Raw genomic sequence first — 13,862 nt, 5'->3', positions numbered from 1 at the left:
GCCCATGTCCTTCGCGATTCCCGGTGAATCCGTGGCCAAGACGGCGGTGCGCCAAAAGGCGCCCGGCATCTTGGCCTGGTTGATTGCTTACCCGCCTTTCGATCAGATGCAGGCGCAGCACTGCGATTACCTGATCGAGCATAGCGAGCTACGGTTTTTTTCAGCCGGACAGGTGCTGTTGGAAGAAGGCGCGCGTGTTGACCAGCTCTATCTTGTTCGCCAAGGTCAGATCTCCAGCCAGGAACACGGTGAAACTCACGAGTATGTGGAAGGGGATCTTCTGCCCGTGCGTGAACTGGTCTCGGGTCAGGCTCTGGACAGTGATTACCTGGTGCAGGAAGACTGTTTTACCTTGTGCGTGGCTGGTGAAGCCGTTGCCCATCTGCTGACCATCAGCGAGCCTTTTCGGGATTACTGCTTGCGTGGTGCCAGCAGCCTGCTGGCCTCGGTCTGGCGCAGTGCCCAGAAAAGTGCCAGCGCCGACCTGGGTGCCAGCTACACGCTGGACATGAGTCTGCAAGCCCTGACAGAACGCGGTTTGCTCAGCTGTTTGCCGGATTGTCCGGTCGAGCAGGCGGTCAAGGACATGCACGAGCGTCAGGTCAGCAGCATGGTGGTGGTCAATCCGGACCAGCATTTGCTGGGCATCTTCACCTTGCGAGACTTGCGCCGTTTGGTAGCCGGTGGTCAATACGATCCGACCCAGGCCATGTCTCAAGTCATGACACCGGACCCGGTCTGGCTGGCTCCCCAATCCTCGGCCTTTGATGCGGCTTTGCTGATGGTAGAGCATCAGATTGGCCATATCTGTCTGGTTCAAGACCATAAAGTCGTGGGCATGGTGTCCGAGCGCGATGTGTTCTCCTTGCAGCGCGTGGACCTGGTGCATTTGTCGCGTGCCTTGCGCTGTGCCCAGGACGTGTCCGTGCTGGTACGTCTGCAGTCCGATATTGGTCGGCTGGTGGACGCCATGCTGGCTCACGGTGCGCGTTCTGAACAGCTGACTGCGGTGATTACGCGTTTGAATGATCACACGGTTCAGCGCACGATTGAACTGAGCTTGCCCGGCTCCGGGCTGGATGGCATCGAGTTCTGCTGGTTGGCTTTTGGTAGTCAGGCCCGTGGCGAGCAAACCCGTCATACCGATCAGGACAATGGCATTTTGTTTGCCGCCCATTCGCCCGAACAGGCCCAAGCCCATCGCGCCTTGCTCCTGCCTTTTGCGCGTCGGGTGAATGAGGCTCTGGACCGCTGCGGGATGGCGTGGTGCACCGGCAATATCATGGCCAGCAATCCTGACCTCTGCCTGTCTGAAGCCGAATGGCTGCATCGTTTCCAGATCATGATTGAACGGCCTGCGCCCGAGCAATTGCTGGAGTCCACGATTTACTTTGACTGCCGCGCCATCTGGGGCCAGAGCAGTATGCTGCAACGCATGCAGCGCCGGGTATTGGGCATGGTGAACGATAACCCTGTGTTCCAGCGCATGCTGGCTCAAAGTACCTGTCAGACCCGTATTCCCAGTGGTAAAAAGCGCAGTCGTCTGGAAGCGCTGATGGGGCAGGGCGATGACAAGCTGGACATCAAGAAACAGGCCTTGGCACCGATGGTGGATGTGCTGCGGGTGCTGGCCCTGGCGCATGGTTGCGAACTGGCCTCGTCCATGGACAGGCTGGCCGTGCTGACTCAGCGCGGTGTCTTCACAGACGAGGAGTCAGAGGGCCTGTGCGAGGCCTACCGCTATTTGCAATTGCTGCGCTTGCAACATCACCAAACCCAGTTGCAGCAGGGGCAGGAGCCCAACAATCTGGTGCGTTTGAGTACTTTAGGTGCACTGGATGCACGTGTCTTGCGTGAAGCCTTGTCGCAAGTGCGCCGTGCCCAACGTATTCTGGCTTTCCGGTATCGCTTATGAAACTGCTTTCCTGGCTTCCTTGGCGTAAATCCTCTTTTGCCGCACGCAGTCCCTCCTTGTCCTGGAGCGGGGTGGACGAACTGGCTTTGGACGAAGCGGCCTTTACGGTGCTGGATCTGGAAACCAGTGGTCTGGAACCCAAGCGCCACCATATCGTTCAGATGGGTGCGGTCCGCCTGGAAAACGGTTCGATTGCCTTGGGCAATATCTGGTCCGGTCTGGTTCGGTCCCAGGGTGAGCGCAGTCATGAAAGTCTGCTGATTCATGAGATCAGCCCGCAACAACAGGAAGAAGGCGAGCCACTACCCCAGCTGATGCGGGACTTTGCCCGCTATTCCGAAAACACGGTATGGGTCGCCTGGGATGCTGACTTTGATCTGGCGTTTCTGGATCGTGCCTGGCCGAAGGCGGGCCTGGAACAGGCCCGGCCTTTGGCTCTGGATTTGGCTGAACTGGCTGCCTGTGTATTGCCCGACTGGCGTGGTCGTCGTCTGGGCCTGGACGATTGCCTGAAATATTGTGGCCTGCCCGTAAGTGACCGCCATGATGCGTTGGGAGATGCCCTGGTCAGTGCACAGTTGATGCAATTACTGATTGGGCGCGCCAAGCAAAAAGGCATCCTGACCATAGGCCAGGCTCGGCGCTTGATGCAATCGCACAAGCAGCGGCAGGCGCACGCGTTTTAAGAGCCTGCCAGCCCCAGCGCGACCCGCATCATGGCTTCGTAGCCGGAGTTGAATAGCTGGGTCAGGAAGGGCGTAGTCTGAGGAATGACCACGGTCAGCAAGGTCAGGCCGACTGTCAGCGTAATTGGGAAACCCACAGCAAAAATCGTCAATTGCTGGGCGGTACGGTTCAAGATCCCGAAGGCCAGGTTAATGGTCAGCAGCACAATAATCAGTGGCAGGGCCAGCAACATGCCTGATACCCACAATTCGCTGCTCCAATCAAGCAAGGCACCCCAGCCATTGATGTGCAGGTCCGCGCCGATGGGCAGCACATGGAAGGTGCGCACCAGCACACCCAGCAAGAGCAGGTGGCCGTTCAGGGCCAGAAAGGTCAGCACCGCAATCACGTTCAACAGCCGCGACAGCACGGCGGTATTCGCGCCGGTAGCGGGGTCAAAGAATGAGGCAAAAGACAGGCCCATTTGCAGGCCGATAAACTCGCCCGCTGTCTGTACCGCTGCAAACACGATGCGCATGGTCAGACCCAACGCGACACCGATGAACACTTGCTGCGCGGCAATCAGCAGGGCCTCGTAAGAGGCCGTAGGTAGATCGGGTAGAGGCGGTAGCGAGGGCGCGACAATCAGGGTCAGGACAAAGCCCAGACCCACTTTGGCCCGCTTGGGGATGGCCGATTCGCTGAAAAAGGGGACCGTGGCCAGAGTGGCCAGAATACGGATGAAGGGCCACAGGAAAGCATTGAGCCAGGCATAGAGCTGGGCGGAGTTCAGGTCGAGCACGGCAAGCCTAGGGCCTGTTCAGTGGGCAAGGCATTGCACTTTGCCAGTCACGGATTTGCGTACTCACGGAAGGCTCCTTGTCGCGCTGGTCAGTCTTAGTTGACCAGCCCGGGAATGCCACGCAACAGGCCCTGCATGTAGTCGACCATATTGTTGATCAACCAGGGGCCCAGCAGCACCACCGTAATGCCCATGGCCAGTAGCTTGGGGATGAAAGACAGCGTCATCTCGTTGATCTGGGTGGCTGCCTGGAAAATACTGATGCCCAGACCGACCACCAGCACCACGATCAACATGGGACCGGCCATGGACAGGGCCAGTTTCAGGGCGGTATAGGTCATGGACATGACGGTTTCGGGAGTCATGACAGTCCTTTATTGGTAGAAGCTGCGGGCGAGGGAACCCAGCAGCAGATGCCAGCCATCGGCCAGCACAAACAGCATGAGCTTGAAGGGCAGCGAGATGGTCACGGGTGGGACCATCATCATCCCCAGGGACATCAGGACGCTGGCAATCACCAGGTCAATGATCAGAAAGGGGATAAAAATCGTAAAGCCGATCTGGAAGGCGGTTTTCAGCTCGCTGGTTACAAAAGCCGGCACCAGTACGCGCAAGGGGACATCTTCCGGGGATTCCAGTTCTGCCACGCCCGCCATATCGCCAAACAGCTTCAAGTCCGCTTCGCGGGTCTGGTGCAGCATGAAGGTTTTCAGGGGTTGGGCACCTTGCTCCAGCGCGGTTTCAAAGCTGATCTTGTTTTCCGACAAGGGCTTGTAGGCGTCCTGATACACCTGATCAAACACCGGTGACATCACAAAGAAAGTCAGAAACAGGGCCAGACCCACCAGCACGGTATTGGGCGGCGCTGTACCGGTACCCATGGCATTGCGCAGCAGCCCCAGCACAATGATGACGCGGGTAAAGCCGGTCATCATCAGCAAGGCCGCTGGCAGGAAGGACATCATGGTCAGCATGGCCAGTGTCTGGATGCTGAGTGACCAGGTTTGCGAGCCGTTCGGGCCTGCTGTGCTGGTAATGGCCGGAACAGCCTGGGCCCAGGCCTCGGAAGGCAGGAGCAGGCTGATCAGGGCCAGAAGCAGCATCAGGCCGATGCGCTGGGCGGGAGAGAAGAGTGCGGTCATGATGCGGTCAGCGGGGCGCACGGTGCTGGTCCAGATGGGCCTGGAAGTCCGGCTCGGAGCTAGCGGGCGTTGTGGTGTGCAGCAGGCTGATCTGCTGAGGGGTGATGCCAATCAGAATTTCGCGGTCATCAATCTGGACCAAGGCCACGCTGCTGCGCGGCCCCAGGCGTTGATTGTCCAGAATCTTGATGCGTTGCTGGTTTTTGTTTTTCAGCAGCCCGCCTCGGCGGGCAACCCAGGCTGCCGCCAGAATCAGGCCTACAACCAGCAGCAGGCTGAGCATGATTCTGACGAGCTGGGCTTGTTCCATGTTCTAGCGGCGGCCGTTCAGGCGTTGGATACGATCCGATGGAGTCACGATGTCGGTGACGCGAATACCGTATTTATCGTCCACCACGACCACTTCGCCTTGGGCGATCAGGTAGCCGTTCACGTAAATATCCAGCGGTTCGCCCGCCAGACCGTCCAGCTCCACCACGGAGCCCTGGCCCAGTTGCAGAATGTTCTTGATGGTCAGACGTGTGCGACCCAGCTCCACCGACAGCTGGACCGGGATGTCCATAATCATGTCGATATCGGTGGTGGCGTTCGCCTCGGCGTGCTCCATGGGCGGGAACAGATTGCTGGCCGGGCTGGGTTCGTGCACAGGCGCGGCTGCGCTTTGCTCGGCCAGTGCCGAGGCCCAGTCATCCTCCAGGGGCTGTTCCAGTCCTTGGGCTTGGGTGCTGCTTTGGCTGCCAGCCTGTTGCTCAGCCATCGCGGCTGCCCAGTCGTCCTCGGGCGCAGACCGGTCGTTAGGGTTGTGAGGGTCGCTCATAGGGACTTACCTTTAGTCAAATCGCTGTCGTTGGTGGCCAAGATGTTTTCTACCCGCAAGGAGTAGCGGCCACCGGAGGTGCCGTAGCGGCATTCCAGAACCGGCACGCCATCCACGTGGGCTTCAATAAGAGTGGGGATTTCAATCGGCAAGACATCATTGGCCTTTAACTGGGTCAGCTCGGCAATGGTCATGTCTATATTGACGAAGTTGGCAATCAGTTCAACTTCGGCGCTGCGCACTTGTCGTGACAATTGCTGGGTCCAGCGCTGGTCGATATCGTTGGTGCCTTTGTCCTGCAAGGGGCGGGTCAGCAGATCGCGCAGCGGCTCGATCATGGAGTAGGGCAGGCAGATATTCAGATTGCCACCCTGGGCACCAAATTCAATATTGAAAGAGGTCACCACCACGATGTCATTGCTGCTGCTGATGCTGGCAAACTTGGTATGCATCTCCGAGCGCATGTACTCCGCTTCCAGCGGGTAGATGGACTCCCAGGCACCGCAGTAGCTCTCCAGCGTCAGGGTCAGCAAACGCTGGATGATGCGCTGCTCGGTCGTGGTGAAATCCCGGCCTTCGACGCGGGTGTTGTAGCGGCCATGGCCACCAAACAGGCTGTCGATAATCAGGAAGACCAGGTTCGGGTCGAAGGTAAACAGCGACACGCCCCGCAAGGGCTTTAAGGCAACCATGTTCAGGTTGCTGGGCACGGGCAGGTTGCGCTCGAAATCCGAGTACTTCTGAATACGAATGGAACCGACGGTGATGTCTGCGTTGCGGCGCATGAAGCTGAGCATGGTCGAGCGCAAACGACGGGCAAAGCGCTCGTTGATCAGCTCCAGGGTCTGCATGCGGTGACGCACTACCCGGTCTGGCGAGGTCAGGTCATAGGCCCGTACGCCAGTCAGGTTTTCGTTCAAGGGCTTGGTGTCAGCGCCTTCGCCGGTAACACCGGCCAGCAGTGCATCGACTTCGTCTTGGGATAGGAAGCTCTGATACGACATTTATTGGATGACAAAGGCGGTGAACAGGACATCATTGATGTTCGGTACAGCGGTGTTGGGCGCGTAGGGCTCTTTCAGGCCGGCGCTCAGCTGTGCAACCAGGGCTTGACGCCCTTCGGAGGTCTGGATGTAGGTGGGGCGCTGTTCAGCCAGAATCTTGAGCACGCGATCACGCACCATGGGCATGTACTCCACCAGCATGGAGCGCGAACCATCGTCCTGGACACGCAAGGTGATGCCTACGTACAAGATGCGCGAGCGGCCATTCTCGTTCAGGGTGACGGTAAAGGGGTCCAGCGGCGCAAAAATGGGTTTGGCATTGACCTTGACCACCGGCGGTTCGTCCGGGGCAGGGGCCGCTTCAACCGATTGGCCTTTTTCTGCCCAGGCCAACCAGGCAGGCGTGCTGCTTTGTTGCAGGGAGTAGTACAGCGTTGCGCCCACGCTAGCGGCGATAATAAACAGAACCAGCAGACCGGTTTTCATCAGGCGTGCAAGTTTGGTGGGTGCTTTTCGGGCCATGTGATGTGAGCGATGTATTTTCTAGCGTATTACAAACAGACAAACGCATGTCGGGCCTGAGCCTGACTGCATGCCTGAGCTATTGTGCCGGAGGACAGACAGGACAGGCCCGGCGAATAGACGCTGCTTTTCGAGCTTAATCATGCTTTTTGCCGGGCTGTCTGTGGGACTGTGAATCAGGCGAAGGTATCAACCAGCGCGTCGGGGTTCAGCGAGCGTGTGGCGCTGCTGTTCACCAAGGGGCTGCTTTCGTCAGTGGAAGCCACGCCGTTCAGGCTGAGGGCGGGTTGATCGCCTTGATTGCCCTTGGCGGCCAGTTGCTCGTGAAAGGCCTGGTGCGAGGCGTGCTGGTCGCCTACGTCAGCCTGTCCCAAGGTCAGCCCGTTTTCTGCAAACTGCTGTTGCAGCTGCTGCAAGGATTGTTCCAGGGCGTGGCGGACTTGAGCATGGGGCGAGGTGATCATGGCGTGGGCCATCCCATCCTGCATTTGCAAGGTAATGCGCAAGGGGCCCAGTTCGGGTGGGTCCAGACGAATGTCGGCGCTTTGAACGCCGCTTTGAGCCTGCTGGGCCAAGGTAATCATTTGACGACCCATGGCCGCCCCCCATTCGGGGGACTGGACCGGTGTGGCAATGGCCAGCGTCAGGGGGCTGGGCAAGGAGGCCGGGCTGTTGGCCTGGACTGCGCTGGGTGCGGCGCCAAGTTGCGCTAGCAGGGAAGCATCCAGAGCGGGCAGGTTCAGATTCACGCCGGCACGGGCATCGTCAGCAATTTGTCGGCCAAAGCTAGCCAAGGAAGCTGACGCTTCATCCATCAAACGTGTCTGGGATGAGGGCACATTAGCGGCGATGCCAGTGCCTGGCGGGTTGTTGTTCAGTACTTGTGCTGTGTTCACCGCTGGTTTGCGAGCAGTGGTGGCAGCCAGCGGATTGCTGGTTTCAACGGCTTTAGGCAAGACCAGTTCGGCGCTCAGATCAAGCTCGGCTTCTGCTTCAACAGCGGTCAATGGCGCGGTCTGAGCTTGACGGCTACTTGGCTCGGCGGCCAGATTCTGGCGTGTGTTGAGAGCGCTCAGTGGCAGTTTGCTATCGGTTTGGGCACTTTTGGGGTCGACCTTGCTGCTCTTGATGGCCTGTACTTGCGAAAGAATCGACAAGGCCATGGCAGGCAGGCCGCTATCGGCCGGGGCATCCGTGTCAAGTTCCAGATCGCTCTGATCGGCAATCAGCAGGGCCGGGTCTTTGATCAAGGGGTCCAGCTCGCTGGCACCAGCCTGTTCGGCCACGGCGTCAGCCAGCTTGGGGCTATCGGCGGGAACCTGGGTTTTGGTGCTGTCCTGCTTGGCGGCTGCCGGTGTCTTGCCAGCCCCTTTGTGTTGCACCTGCTGTTGTTGGGTTTGCAGATGCTGGGCAAAGCCTTCGTCTTTGGGCGCATGCGCAGCCGCAGGCCCGGCCGTGTTGGTAACGGGGGCCGAGGGTGCGGCAGGGGCCGCAGGTAAAACCGAAAGAGTGGGCGAAGTCATGGCGGCGCTTGTTTAATAGGCGGTCTGGCTACGGGTAAAGAGACGAGCAGCGATTTCATCGCTGTTACGTTGTTCCATTCTTTGTTGCTGGATTTGCTGGGTCTGGAGACGGCGGTCGATCAAGGTTTCATACGCTTTCAGGCGCTGCTGATGGCCATACCAGACCTGGCGTCCCTGTTCCATTTTCTCTTCCAGCGCTTGGATGACACTATTTTGCTGGGAAATGGCCTGGTCCAATGTCACGATAAAGCGCCGGAAATTGTGGTAGTTCGCCATGGTTACCCCAGTTTGGCCCACATCCAGCAGGCGCTGGGCGTAGTCCTGGCGATAGGTCTGCAACATTTCCAGCTGCGACTGGGCCGCATCGCGTTCTGTTCGCAGCTCCTGCAGATGGCGGGCCGCGTCGTCCACATTGTTCTGACTGAGATCGACCAGCGTATGTAAAGAGGCGTTGGCTTTCATGGCTATTGCTCGCTATTGAGAACGGCGTTCAATTCATCGAAGGCGCGTGGCACGTCCACACGTTGCTGCATGCCCTGGCGCAGATAGGCTTCCAGCCAGGGGAAACGATCAATGGCCTGATCAATGGCAGGATCATTGCCACGGGTATAGGCGCCCACGGCAATCAGGTCGCGGTTGCGTTGATAGCTGGAGAGCAGGCCCTTGAAGCGGTGCACCATCTTGATCTGTTCTGGCTCCACAATGCTGGGCATGACCCGCGAGATGGACGCTTCGATATCAATGGCCGGGTAATGGCCGGTTTCCGCCAGACTGCGCGACAGCACAATGTGACCGTCCAGAATCGCCCGGGCCGAGTCGGCAATCGGGTCTTGCTGGTCGTCGCCCTCGGTCAGCACGGTGTAGAACGCGGTGATCGAGCCGCAACGGCCTTGTGCATTGGGTTCGCCATTGCCGGCGCGCTCCACCAGGGCCGGCAGCTTGGCAAAAACGGAAGGAGGGTAGCCCTTGGTGGCGGGCGGCTCGCCAATTGCCAAGGCGATTTCGCGCTGAGCCATGGCATAACGCGTCAGTGAATCCATGATCAGCAAGACGTTCTTGCCTTCATCGCGGAAAAACTCGGCCAGACGGGTGGCGTACACCGCGCCTTGTAGACGCAGCAAGGGCGAGACATCAGCCGGAGCAGCGACAACAACCGAGCGTTGCAGGCCCTCTTCGCCCAGGTTGTGCTCAATAAATTCTTTAACTTCTCGGCCCCGTTCACCGATCAGGCCCACGACAATGATGTCGGCCTGGGTGTAGCGGGCCATCATGCCCAGCAGCACACTTTTACCCACACCGGAACCGGCAAACAGGCCCATGCGCTGACCACGGCCTACGGTCAGCAAACCGTTGATGGCACGTACTCCTACGTCCAGAACCGTGTCGATGGGACTGCGCTTCAGTGGGTTGGGTGTGGTGTGGCTGAGCGAGACGCACGCTTGCGCGTCGATCGGGCCCAAACCGTCCAGCGGATTGCCGCTGCCATCGACCACGCGACCCAGCAGGCCGGGGCCGACCGGAACATGGCGCGAACGCGCCTGGGCAGGCAGGCTGTCCGGTTGATCGGAGTCGGGCAGCGGAACCGGCGGCTGCAGTTGAGCTTCAACCGGTACAACACGTGCACCGGGAGGCAGGCCGGAAATTTCGCTCAAGGGCATCAAATACAAGGATCTGCCTTCAAACCCTACAACCTCGGCTTCGGCCCAGATGTTTTGCGCGGCAGACAGCTCCACTTTGCAAGCGGCCCCTACCGCCAGCTTCAAACCTGTGGCCTCCAGCACCAAACCCGTGGCGCGGACAACGCGGCCACTGCGCAAGCAGGGCTCAATGGCCTGGACCCGTTGCTGTGCCGACAGCATCTGGGCGCGCCAGCGTTCGGGGGAGGAGGCCAAAAGGGGCGTTGCCATCAGGGCTCCGATGAGACGGGCAAGCCCAGGCTGGCCAGGGCGCGTTTCCAGCGGGTGGCAAAGGTGGCGTCAATATCGCCGTAACTGGAGCGCACACGACATTCACCGCGTTGCAGCTGGGGGTCTTCTTGCAGACGCCAGGCGCGGGGCTCGCCTTGTTCAATCAGAAACTCACGCACCAGGCTGATGTCGTCCGGGTGCAAGCTCAGTTCCAGGGCGCTGGTATCGCCTGGATCACTACGCAGTACTTCGGCAACCAGATCGCGGATGCGGCTGGGTTCGGCCTTGATGGTGCTTTGCAATACATGCTCGGCAATACGTGTCGCCAGCTGAATCAGGGATTGGCCCATTTCCTGATCCATCAGTTCAATGGACTGGGCGCAGTTCTGGTTCAAGGCGACAAATTCCTTGATGTACTGGTCAATCTGTTCTTGTGCCTTGGCCATTCCAGCCGCCATTCCGGCTTCATAGCCCTGGGCATGACCACTTTCCTGGCCTGCTGCCAGACCAGCAGCGTGGCCTTGGTTGTAACCGGCCTGATAGCCCTGGGTATGGCCTTCTTCCTGCGCCTGGCTGCGCTGGTTTTCCAGATCGCGCTGCAGTTCTTCCGGGGTAGGAGGGACGAACTCGGGCTCTTCCGGTTCCGGGGCGACGACAGGATCATCCAGCCCCTGCATTTGCCAGCGGCTCCAGCTTTCCTGAAGTTCCGAGTAGGCCGAGGCTTTACGGTGGCTGGACATTTACAGGCTCCTGCGCAGGCGGTTCGTGCCTGGGCACAAGCGAATAACGGCTTGGACGGGCAGGAGCTGCCCAAACGAGGCCGTCTTAGACATATTCGTCCCCACTCAGGCCACCCAGCGTAATCTGACCGGCTTCGGCCAGGCGACGGGCTACCTGCACAATGGCTTTTTGTTCCTGTTCCACCTTGGACATGCGGATCGGGCCTTGGGCGTCGATGTCTTCGCGCAGCATTTCGGCAGCACGGTTGGACATATTGCGGAAGAACTTGTCGCGCAACTCTTCGGGCGCGCCTTTCAGGGCAATCGTCAATGCAGAGGTCTCGATTTCCTTGAGCAGCAGCTGAATGGCAATGTCTTCCACATCGGCCAGGTTCTCGAACACGAACATCTCGTCCACGATGCGCTGGGTCAGGTCGGCGTCCATGCCGCGCAGACTGGTCAGGACGGACTCTTCCAGGCTGGCGTTCATGTAGTTCAGCATCTCGGCTGCCGTGCGTGGACCACCCATCTTGCTGCGTTTGGCACCCTGGCCCGATAGCATGCCGTTCAACACTTCGGTCAGCTCGTTCAGGGCCGTGGGCTGCACGCCGCCAAAAGTAGCAATACGCAGGACCACATCATCGCGCAAACGATCCGGAATGTAGCCCAGAATGTCGGCGGCGCGATCACGCTCCAGATGCACCAGAATGGTGGCAATAATTTGGGGGTGTTCGTCGGCAATCAGCTCGGCCACGCTGGAGGCATCCAGCCAGTTCAGGGCATCAATACCGCTGCTGGAGCCTTCGCTGTTTTCCAGCAAGTCTTCGATCAGGCCAGCGGCTCGGTCCGAGCCCAGCGCCTTGTTCAGGACGGAGCGGATGTAGGCGTTGGAGTCCAGCGCCACCGCCATGAACTGGTCGGCCTCCTGGCGAAAGCTCTCCAGAGCCTCGTCCATATCGGCACGGGTCAGTTGCTTCAGGGACGCCATGGCGGTACTGAGCTGCTGCACCTCACGAGGCGAGAGGTGGCGAAACACCTCGGCGGCGGCATCTTCCCCCAAGGACATCATCAAAATCGCACTGCGTTCGATGGAATCGTCCGGTTTAGCCGTTTTCATTTTTTTCATCTTTGTTCAACCAGGAGCGCAACACCATAGCCACGGCACGTGGGTCATCGTGAGCCATCGTGCGGGCGGTGTTCAGATTCTCTTCGTAGCGGCTCATTTCGGCGGCACGTTGTTCAGCAGCCTGTTCGCGAGCAGATTCTTCTTTCTGGCGCTCGACGCGGGCGTCAGCCACCGCCTTGGCCTGGATCAGGCCCTGGATGATGGGGTTGATGACGATGCGCCATGCCATGAACAGAATGAATGCAAAGACCAGATACTTGACCAGTTCCATAGCGAGCTCGCGGTACTCCGGATTTTTCCAGAAGGGGGTATCAATATCGCCTTGTTCGTTGAACTGTCCGTTCACCACGCTCAGGCTATCGCCTCGATCAGCCGAGTAACCCACGGCTTGTTTGACCAGATCGCGGATCTTGTCCAGTTCTTCCTGCTCCAGCGGCTGTTGGTCCTTGTCCGTATTGCGATAGTTCACCACCACGGCTACCGACAGGCGGCTTAGCTGACCCAAAGGACCTTTGACGTGGCTGATGGTGCGATCCACTTCGTAGTTCACGGTGGAGTCGTTACGCGCATTGCCGGTGTTTTGCAGCAAGCGGGCCTGTTCGGCCAGGGACACCAGTGAAGGGTCTGTACCGGCCGCTGCAGCGTTCGCAGCGTTGGCGGTTTGTGCGGCGGCATTGGCCGGCTCAGTTGCCGGAGCAGCCGGGGCTTGGGGCTGATTCGGTGCAGCAGGCGGGTTGACCAGATTGGCGGTGGCATTGTTGGGAGCCTGATTGCTCAAGGCACCGGGCACGCCTTGGGGTTGCTGCGGGTTGCGTTGCAAGGAAGAGCTGGTCTGCTGGCTGCGTACCGCGGCCTGACCGGGTTGCTGATTGGGCTTGTAGACCTCGGACGTCTGCTCGCGGCGCGAGAAGTCCACCTCGGCCGTCACCTGGGCGCGGACGTTGCCAGCACCGACCAAGGGGTTCAGCAAGGTCAGGATGCGCTGCACGGCTCGGTATTCAATATCGTTTACAAAATTGCGCTGCTGATTATCAGCACCCATCTCGCCAGTGGGCGCGGTCAGCAAGCGGCCATTCTGGTCAATGATGGACACCTTGTCGGCATGCAGATTGGGCACGCTGGAGGAGATCAGCCAGCTGATGGCGGAAACCTGGCCTTCGCTCAGGTCGCGGCCCGGATACAGCGACAGCACTACCGAAGCGGTCGGAGACTGGCGGTCACGTACAAACAAGGTTTCACGCGGCATGGCCAGGTGAACGCGCGCTTCCTTGACGGCATGCACGGCCTTGATGGAATTGGCCAGCTCGCCCTCCAGAGCGCGCTGATAGGTGACTTGCTCGGTGAACTGGCTGGCGCCAAAGCGACTTTGATCCAGCAGCTCGAAACCGGCATTGCCACTGCGCGGCAAGCCTTGCGAGGCCATTTGCATGCGCACATCATGCACACGATCTTGCGGCACCAGAATGGCGGTACCGTTGCTGTTGAACTGGTAGGGCACGTTCATCTGGCCCAGGGCCGAGACAATCGCACCGCCATCGCGGTCGTCCAGATTGGAGAACAGTACCTGGTAGGTAGGGCCGCGGCTCCACAGCAAGAGGGCGACAATCAGAGCAATCAGTGCGGCACCCAGCCCGATCAGCGCTACCTTGGGCAAGGCGCGCAGTGTGTCGTAGCCAGGAAGTTTGTTCAGCAACTGTGCTGTCTGACTCATGGGTGAGG

Annotated in this window: 15 protein-coding genes; 2 read left to right on the top strand and 13 right to left on the bottom strand. The window is 59.4% G+C overall.

Annotated features, from left to right (window positions below):
• Positions 1–4: 4 nt before the first annotated feature.
• Positions 5–1,915, top strand: a complete 1,911-nt coding sequence (locus D0C27_RS16880; protein WP_137431359.1) for a DUF294 nucleotidyltransferase-like domain-containing protein — start codon at positions 5–7, stop codon at positions 1,913–1,915.
• Positions 1,912–2,601 (top strand): 3'-5' exonuclease, encoded by a 690-nt coding sequence (locus tag D0C27_RS16875; protein WP_026484548.1) that lies wholly within the window; start codon positions 1,912–1,914, stop codon positions 2,599–2,601. Before D0C27_RS16880 ends, D0C27_RS16875 begins: the two co-directional genes overlap by 4 nt.
• On the opposite strand, the gene fliR is transcribed toward D0C27_RS16875, so the two are convergent.
• The 13 genes from fliR to fliF form a co-directional block, all read right to left on the bottom strand.
• Positions 2,598–3,383, bottom strand: coding sequence for a flagellar biosynthetic protein FliR (gene fliR / locus D0C27_RS16870; RefSeq protein ID WP_137431358.1), 786 nt, complete (start codon positions 3,381–3,383; stop codon positions 2,598–2,600). The genes D0C27_RS16875 and fliR overlap by 4 nt on opposite strands.
• 95 nt (positions 3,384–3,478) lie before the next feature.
• Positions 3,479–3,748 carry a flagellar biosynthesis protein FliQ gene (gene fliQ, locus D0C27_RS16865; protein ID WP_003804652.1) on the bottom strand — a complete coding sequence of 90 codons (270 nt, stop codon included), beginning with the start codon at positions 3,746–3,748 and terminating at the stop codon, positions 3,479–3,481.
• A 9-nt stretch (positions 3,749–3,757) separates the two neighbouring features.
• Entirely contained in the window at positions 3,758–4,525 is a 768-nt protein-coding gene (gene fliP, locus D0C27_RS16860; RefSeq protein WP_240688273.1) for a flagellar type III secretion system pore protein FliP, read from the bottom strand.
• Between the two features lie 7 nt (positions 4,526–4,532).
• Positions 4,533–4,835: a flagellar biosynthetic protein FliO gene (gene fliO, locus D0C27_RS16855; protein ID WP_235484243.1), complete on the bottom strand. Its 303-nt coding sequence runs from the start codon at positions 4,833–4,835 to the stop codon at positions 4,533–4,535.
• 3 nt (positions 4,836–4,838) lie between these two features.
• A complete protein-coding gene (gene fliN / locus D0C27_RS16850) occupies positions 4,839–5,342 on the bottom strand; it encodes a flagellar motor switch protein FliN (protein ID WP_035269079.1) in 504 nt (167 codons plus the stop codon).
• Positions 5,339–6,346 (bottom strand): flagellar motor switch protein FliM, encoded by a 1,008-nt coding sequence (fliM, locus tag D0C27_RS16845; RefSeq protein ID WP_009458081.1) that lies wholly within the window; start codon positions 6,344–6,346, stop codon positions 5,339–5,341. The genes fliN and fliM overlap by 4 nt, the downstream gene beginning before the upstream one ends.
• Positions 6,347–6,832, bottom strand: a complete 486-nt coding sequence (locus D0C27_RS16840; protein ID WP_226349333.1) for a flagellar basal body-associated FliL family protein — start codon at positions 6,830–6,832, stop codon at positions 6,347–6,349.
• Between the two features lie 212 nt (positions 6,833–7,044).
• On the bottom strand, positions 7,045–8,391 hold the full coding sequence (locus tag D0C27_RS16835; RefSeq protein WP_240688272.1) for a flagellar hook-length control protein FliK: 1,347 nt from the start codon (positions 8,389–8,391) through the stop codon (positions 7,045–7,047).
• A 12-nt stretch (positions 8,392–8,403) separates the two neighbouring features.
• Positions 8,404–8,853 (bottom strand): flagellar export protein FliJ, encoded by a 450-nt coding sequence (fliJ, locus tag D0C27_RS16830; RefSeq protein WP_137431356.1) that lies wholly within the window; start codon positions 8,851–8,853, stop codon positions 8,404–8,406.
• Between the two features lie 2 nt (positions 8,854–8,855).
• On the bottom strand, positions 8,856–10,298 hold the full coding sequence (fliI, locus tag D0C27_RS16825; protein WP_021446820.1) for a flagellar protein export ATPase FliI: 1,443 nt from the start codon (positions 10,296–10,298) through the stop codon (positions 8,856–8,858).
• Positions 10,298–11,038: a flagellar assembly protein FliH gene (fliH, locus tag D0C27_RS16820; RefSeq protein WP_021446819.1), complete on the bottom strand. Its 741-nt coding sequence runs from the start codon at positions 11,036–11,038 to the stop codon at positions 10,298–10,300. Before fliH ends, fliI begins: the two co-directional genes overlap by 1 nt.
• Positions 11,039–11,123: 85 nt before the next feature.
• Positions 11,124–12,134: a flagellar motor switch protein FliG gene (fliG, locus tag D0C27_RS16815; RefSeq protein WP_026484542.1), complete on the bottom strand. Its 1,011-nt coding sequence runs from the start codon at positions 12,132–12,134 to the stop codon at positions 11,124–11,126.
• Positions 12,121–13,854, bottom strand: a complete 1,734-nt coding sequence (gene fliF, locus D0C27_RS16810) for a flagellar basal-body MS-ring/collar protein FliF (RefSeq protein ID WP_137431355.1) — start codon at positions 13,852–13,854, stop codon at positions 12,121–12,123. The genes fliG and fliF overlap by 14 nt, the downstream gene beginning before the upstream one ends.
• Between the last annotated feature and the right edge of the window lie 8 nt (positions 13,855–13,862).

Origin of the sequence: Alcaligenes faecalis (assembly GCF_005311025.1) — a bacterium.
GTDB lineage: Bacteria > Pseudomonadota > Gammaproteobacteria > Burkholderiales > Burkholderiaceae_B > Alcaligenes > Alcaligenes phenolicus.
Note: the sequence above shows the minus strand (reverse complement) of the source record. Positions and strands in the feature narration are given on the sequence as shown.

What these genes read in the sequence shown, in the direction of transcription:
- D0C27_RS16880 (WP_137431359.1), top strand. Translation starts at nt 5, where the DNA reads ATGTCCTTCGCGATTCCCGGTGAATCCGTGGCCAAGACGGCGGTGCGC.
- D0C27_RS16875 (WP_026484548.1), top strand. Translation starts at nt 1,912, where the DNA reads ATGAAACTGCTTTCCTGGCTTCCTTGGCGTAAATCCTCTTTTGCCGCA.
- fliQ (WP_003804652.1), bottom strand. Translation starts at nt 3,748, where the DNA reads ATGACTCCCGAAACCGTCATGTCCATGACCTATACCGCCCTGAAACTG.
- fliP (WP_240688273.1), bottom strand. Translation starts at nt 4,525, where the DNA reads ATGACCGCACTCTTCTCTCCCGCCCAGCGCATCGGCCTGATGCTGCTT.
- fliO (WP_235484243.1), bottom strand. Translation starts at nt 4,835, where the DNA reads ATGGAACAAGCCCAGCTCGTCAGAATCATGCTCAGCCTGCTGCTGGTT.
- fliN (WP_035269079.1), bottom strand. Translation starts at nt 5,342, where the DNA reads ATGAGCGACCCTCACAACCCTAACGACCGGTCTGCGCCCGAGGACGAC.
- fliM (WP_009458081.1), bottom strand. Translation starts at nt 6,346, where the DNA reads ATGTCGTATCAGAGCTTCCTATCCCAAGACGAAGTCGATGCACTGCTG.
- D0C27_RS16840 (WP_226349333.1), bottom strand. Translation starts at nt 6,832, where the DNA reads ATGAAAACCGGTCTGCTGGTTCTGTTTATTATCGCCGCTAGCGTGGGC.
- D0C27_RS16835 (WP_240688272.1), bottom strand. Translation starts at nt 8,391, where the DNA reads ATGACTTCGCCCACTCTTTCGGTTTTACCTGCGGCCCCTGCCGCACCC.
- fliJ (WP_137431356.1), bottom strand. Translation starts at nt 8,853, where the DNA reads ATGAAAGCCAACGCCTCTTTACATACGCTGGTCGATCTCAGTCAGAAC.
- fliI (WP_021446820.1), bottom strand. Translation starts at nt 10,298, where the DNA reads ATGGCAACGCCCCTTTTGGCCTCCTCCCCCGAACGCTGGCGCGCCCAG.
- fliH (WP_021446819.1), bottom strand. Translation starts at nt 11,038, where the DNA reads ATGTCCAGCCACCGTAAAGCCTCGGCCTACTCGGAACTTCAGGAAAGC.
- fliG (WP_026484542.1), bottom strand. Translation starts at nt 12,134, where the DNA reads ATGAAAACGGCTAAACCGGACGATTCCATCGAACGCAGTGCGATTTTG.
- fliF (WP_137431355.1), bottom strand. Translation starts at nt 13,854, where the DNA reads ATGAGTCAGACAGCACAGTTGCTGAACAAACTTCCTGGCTACGACACA.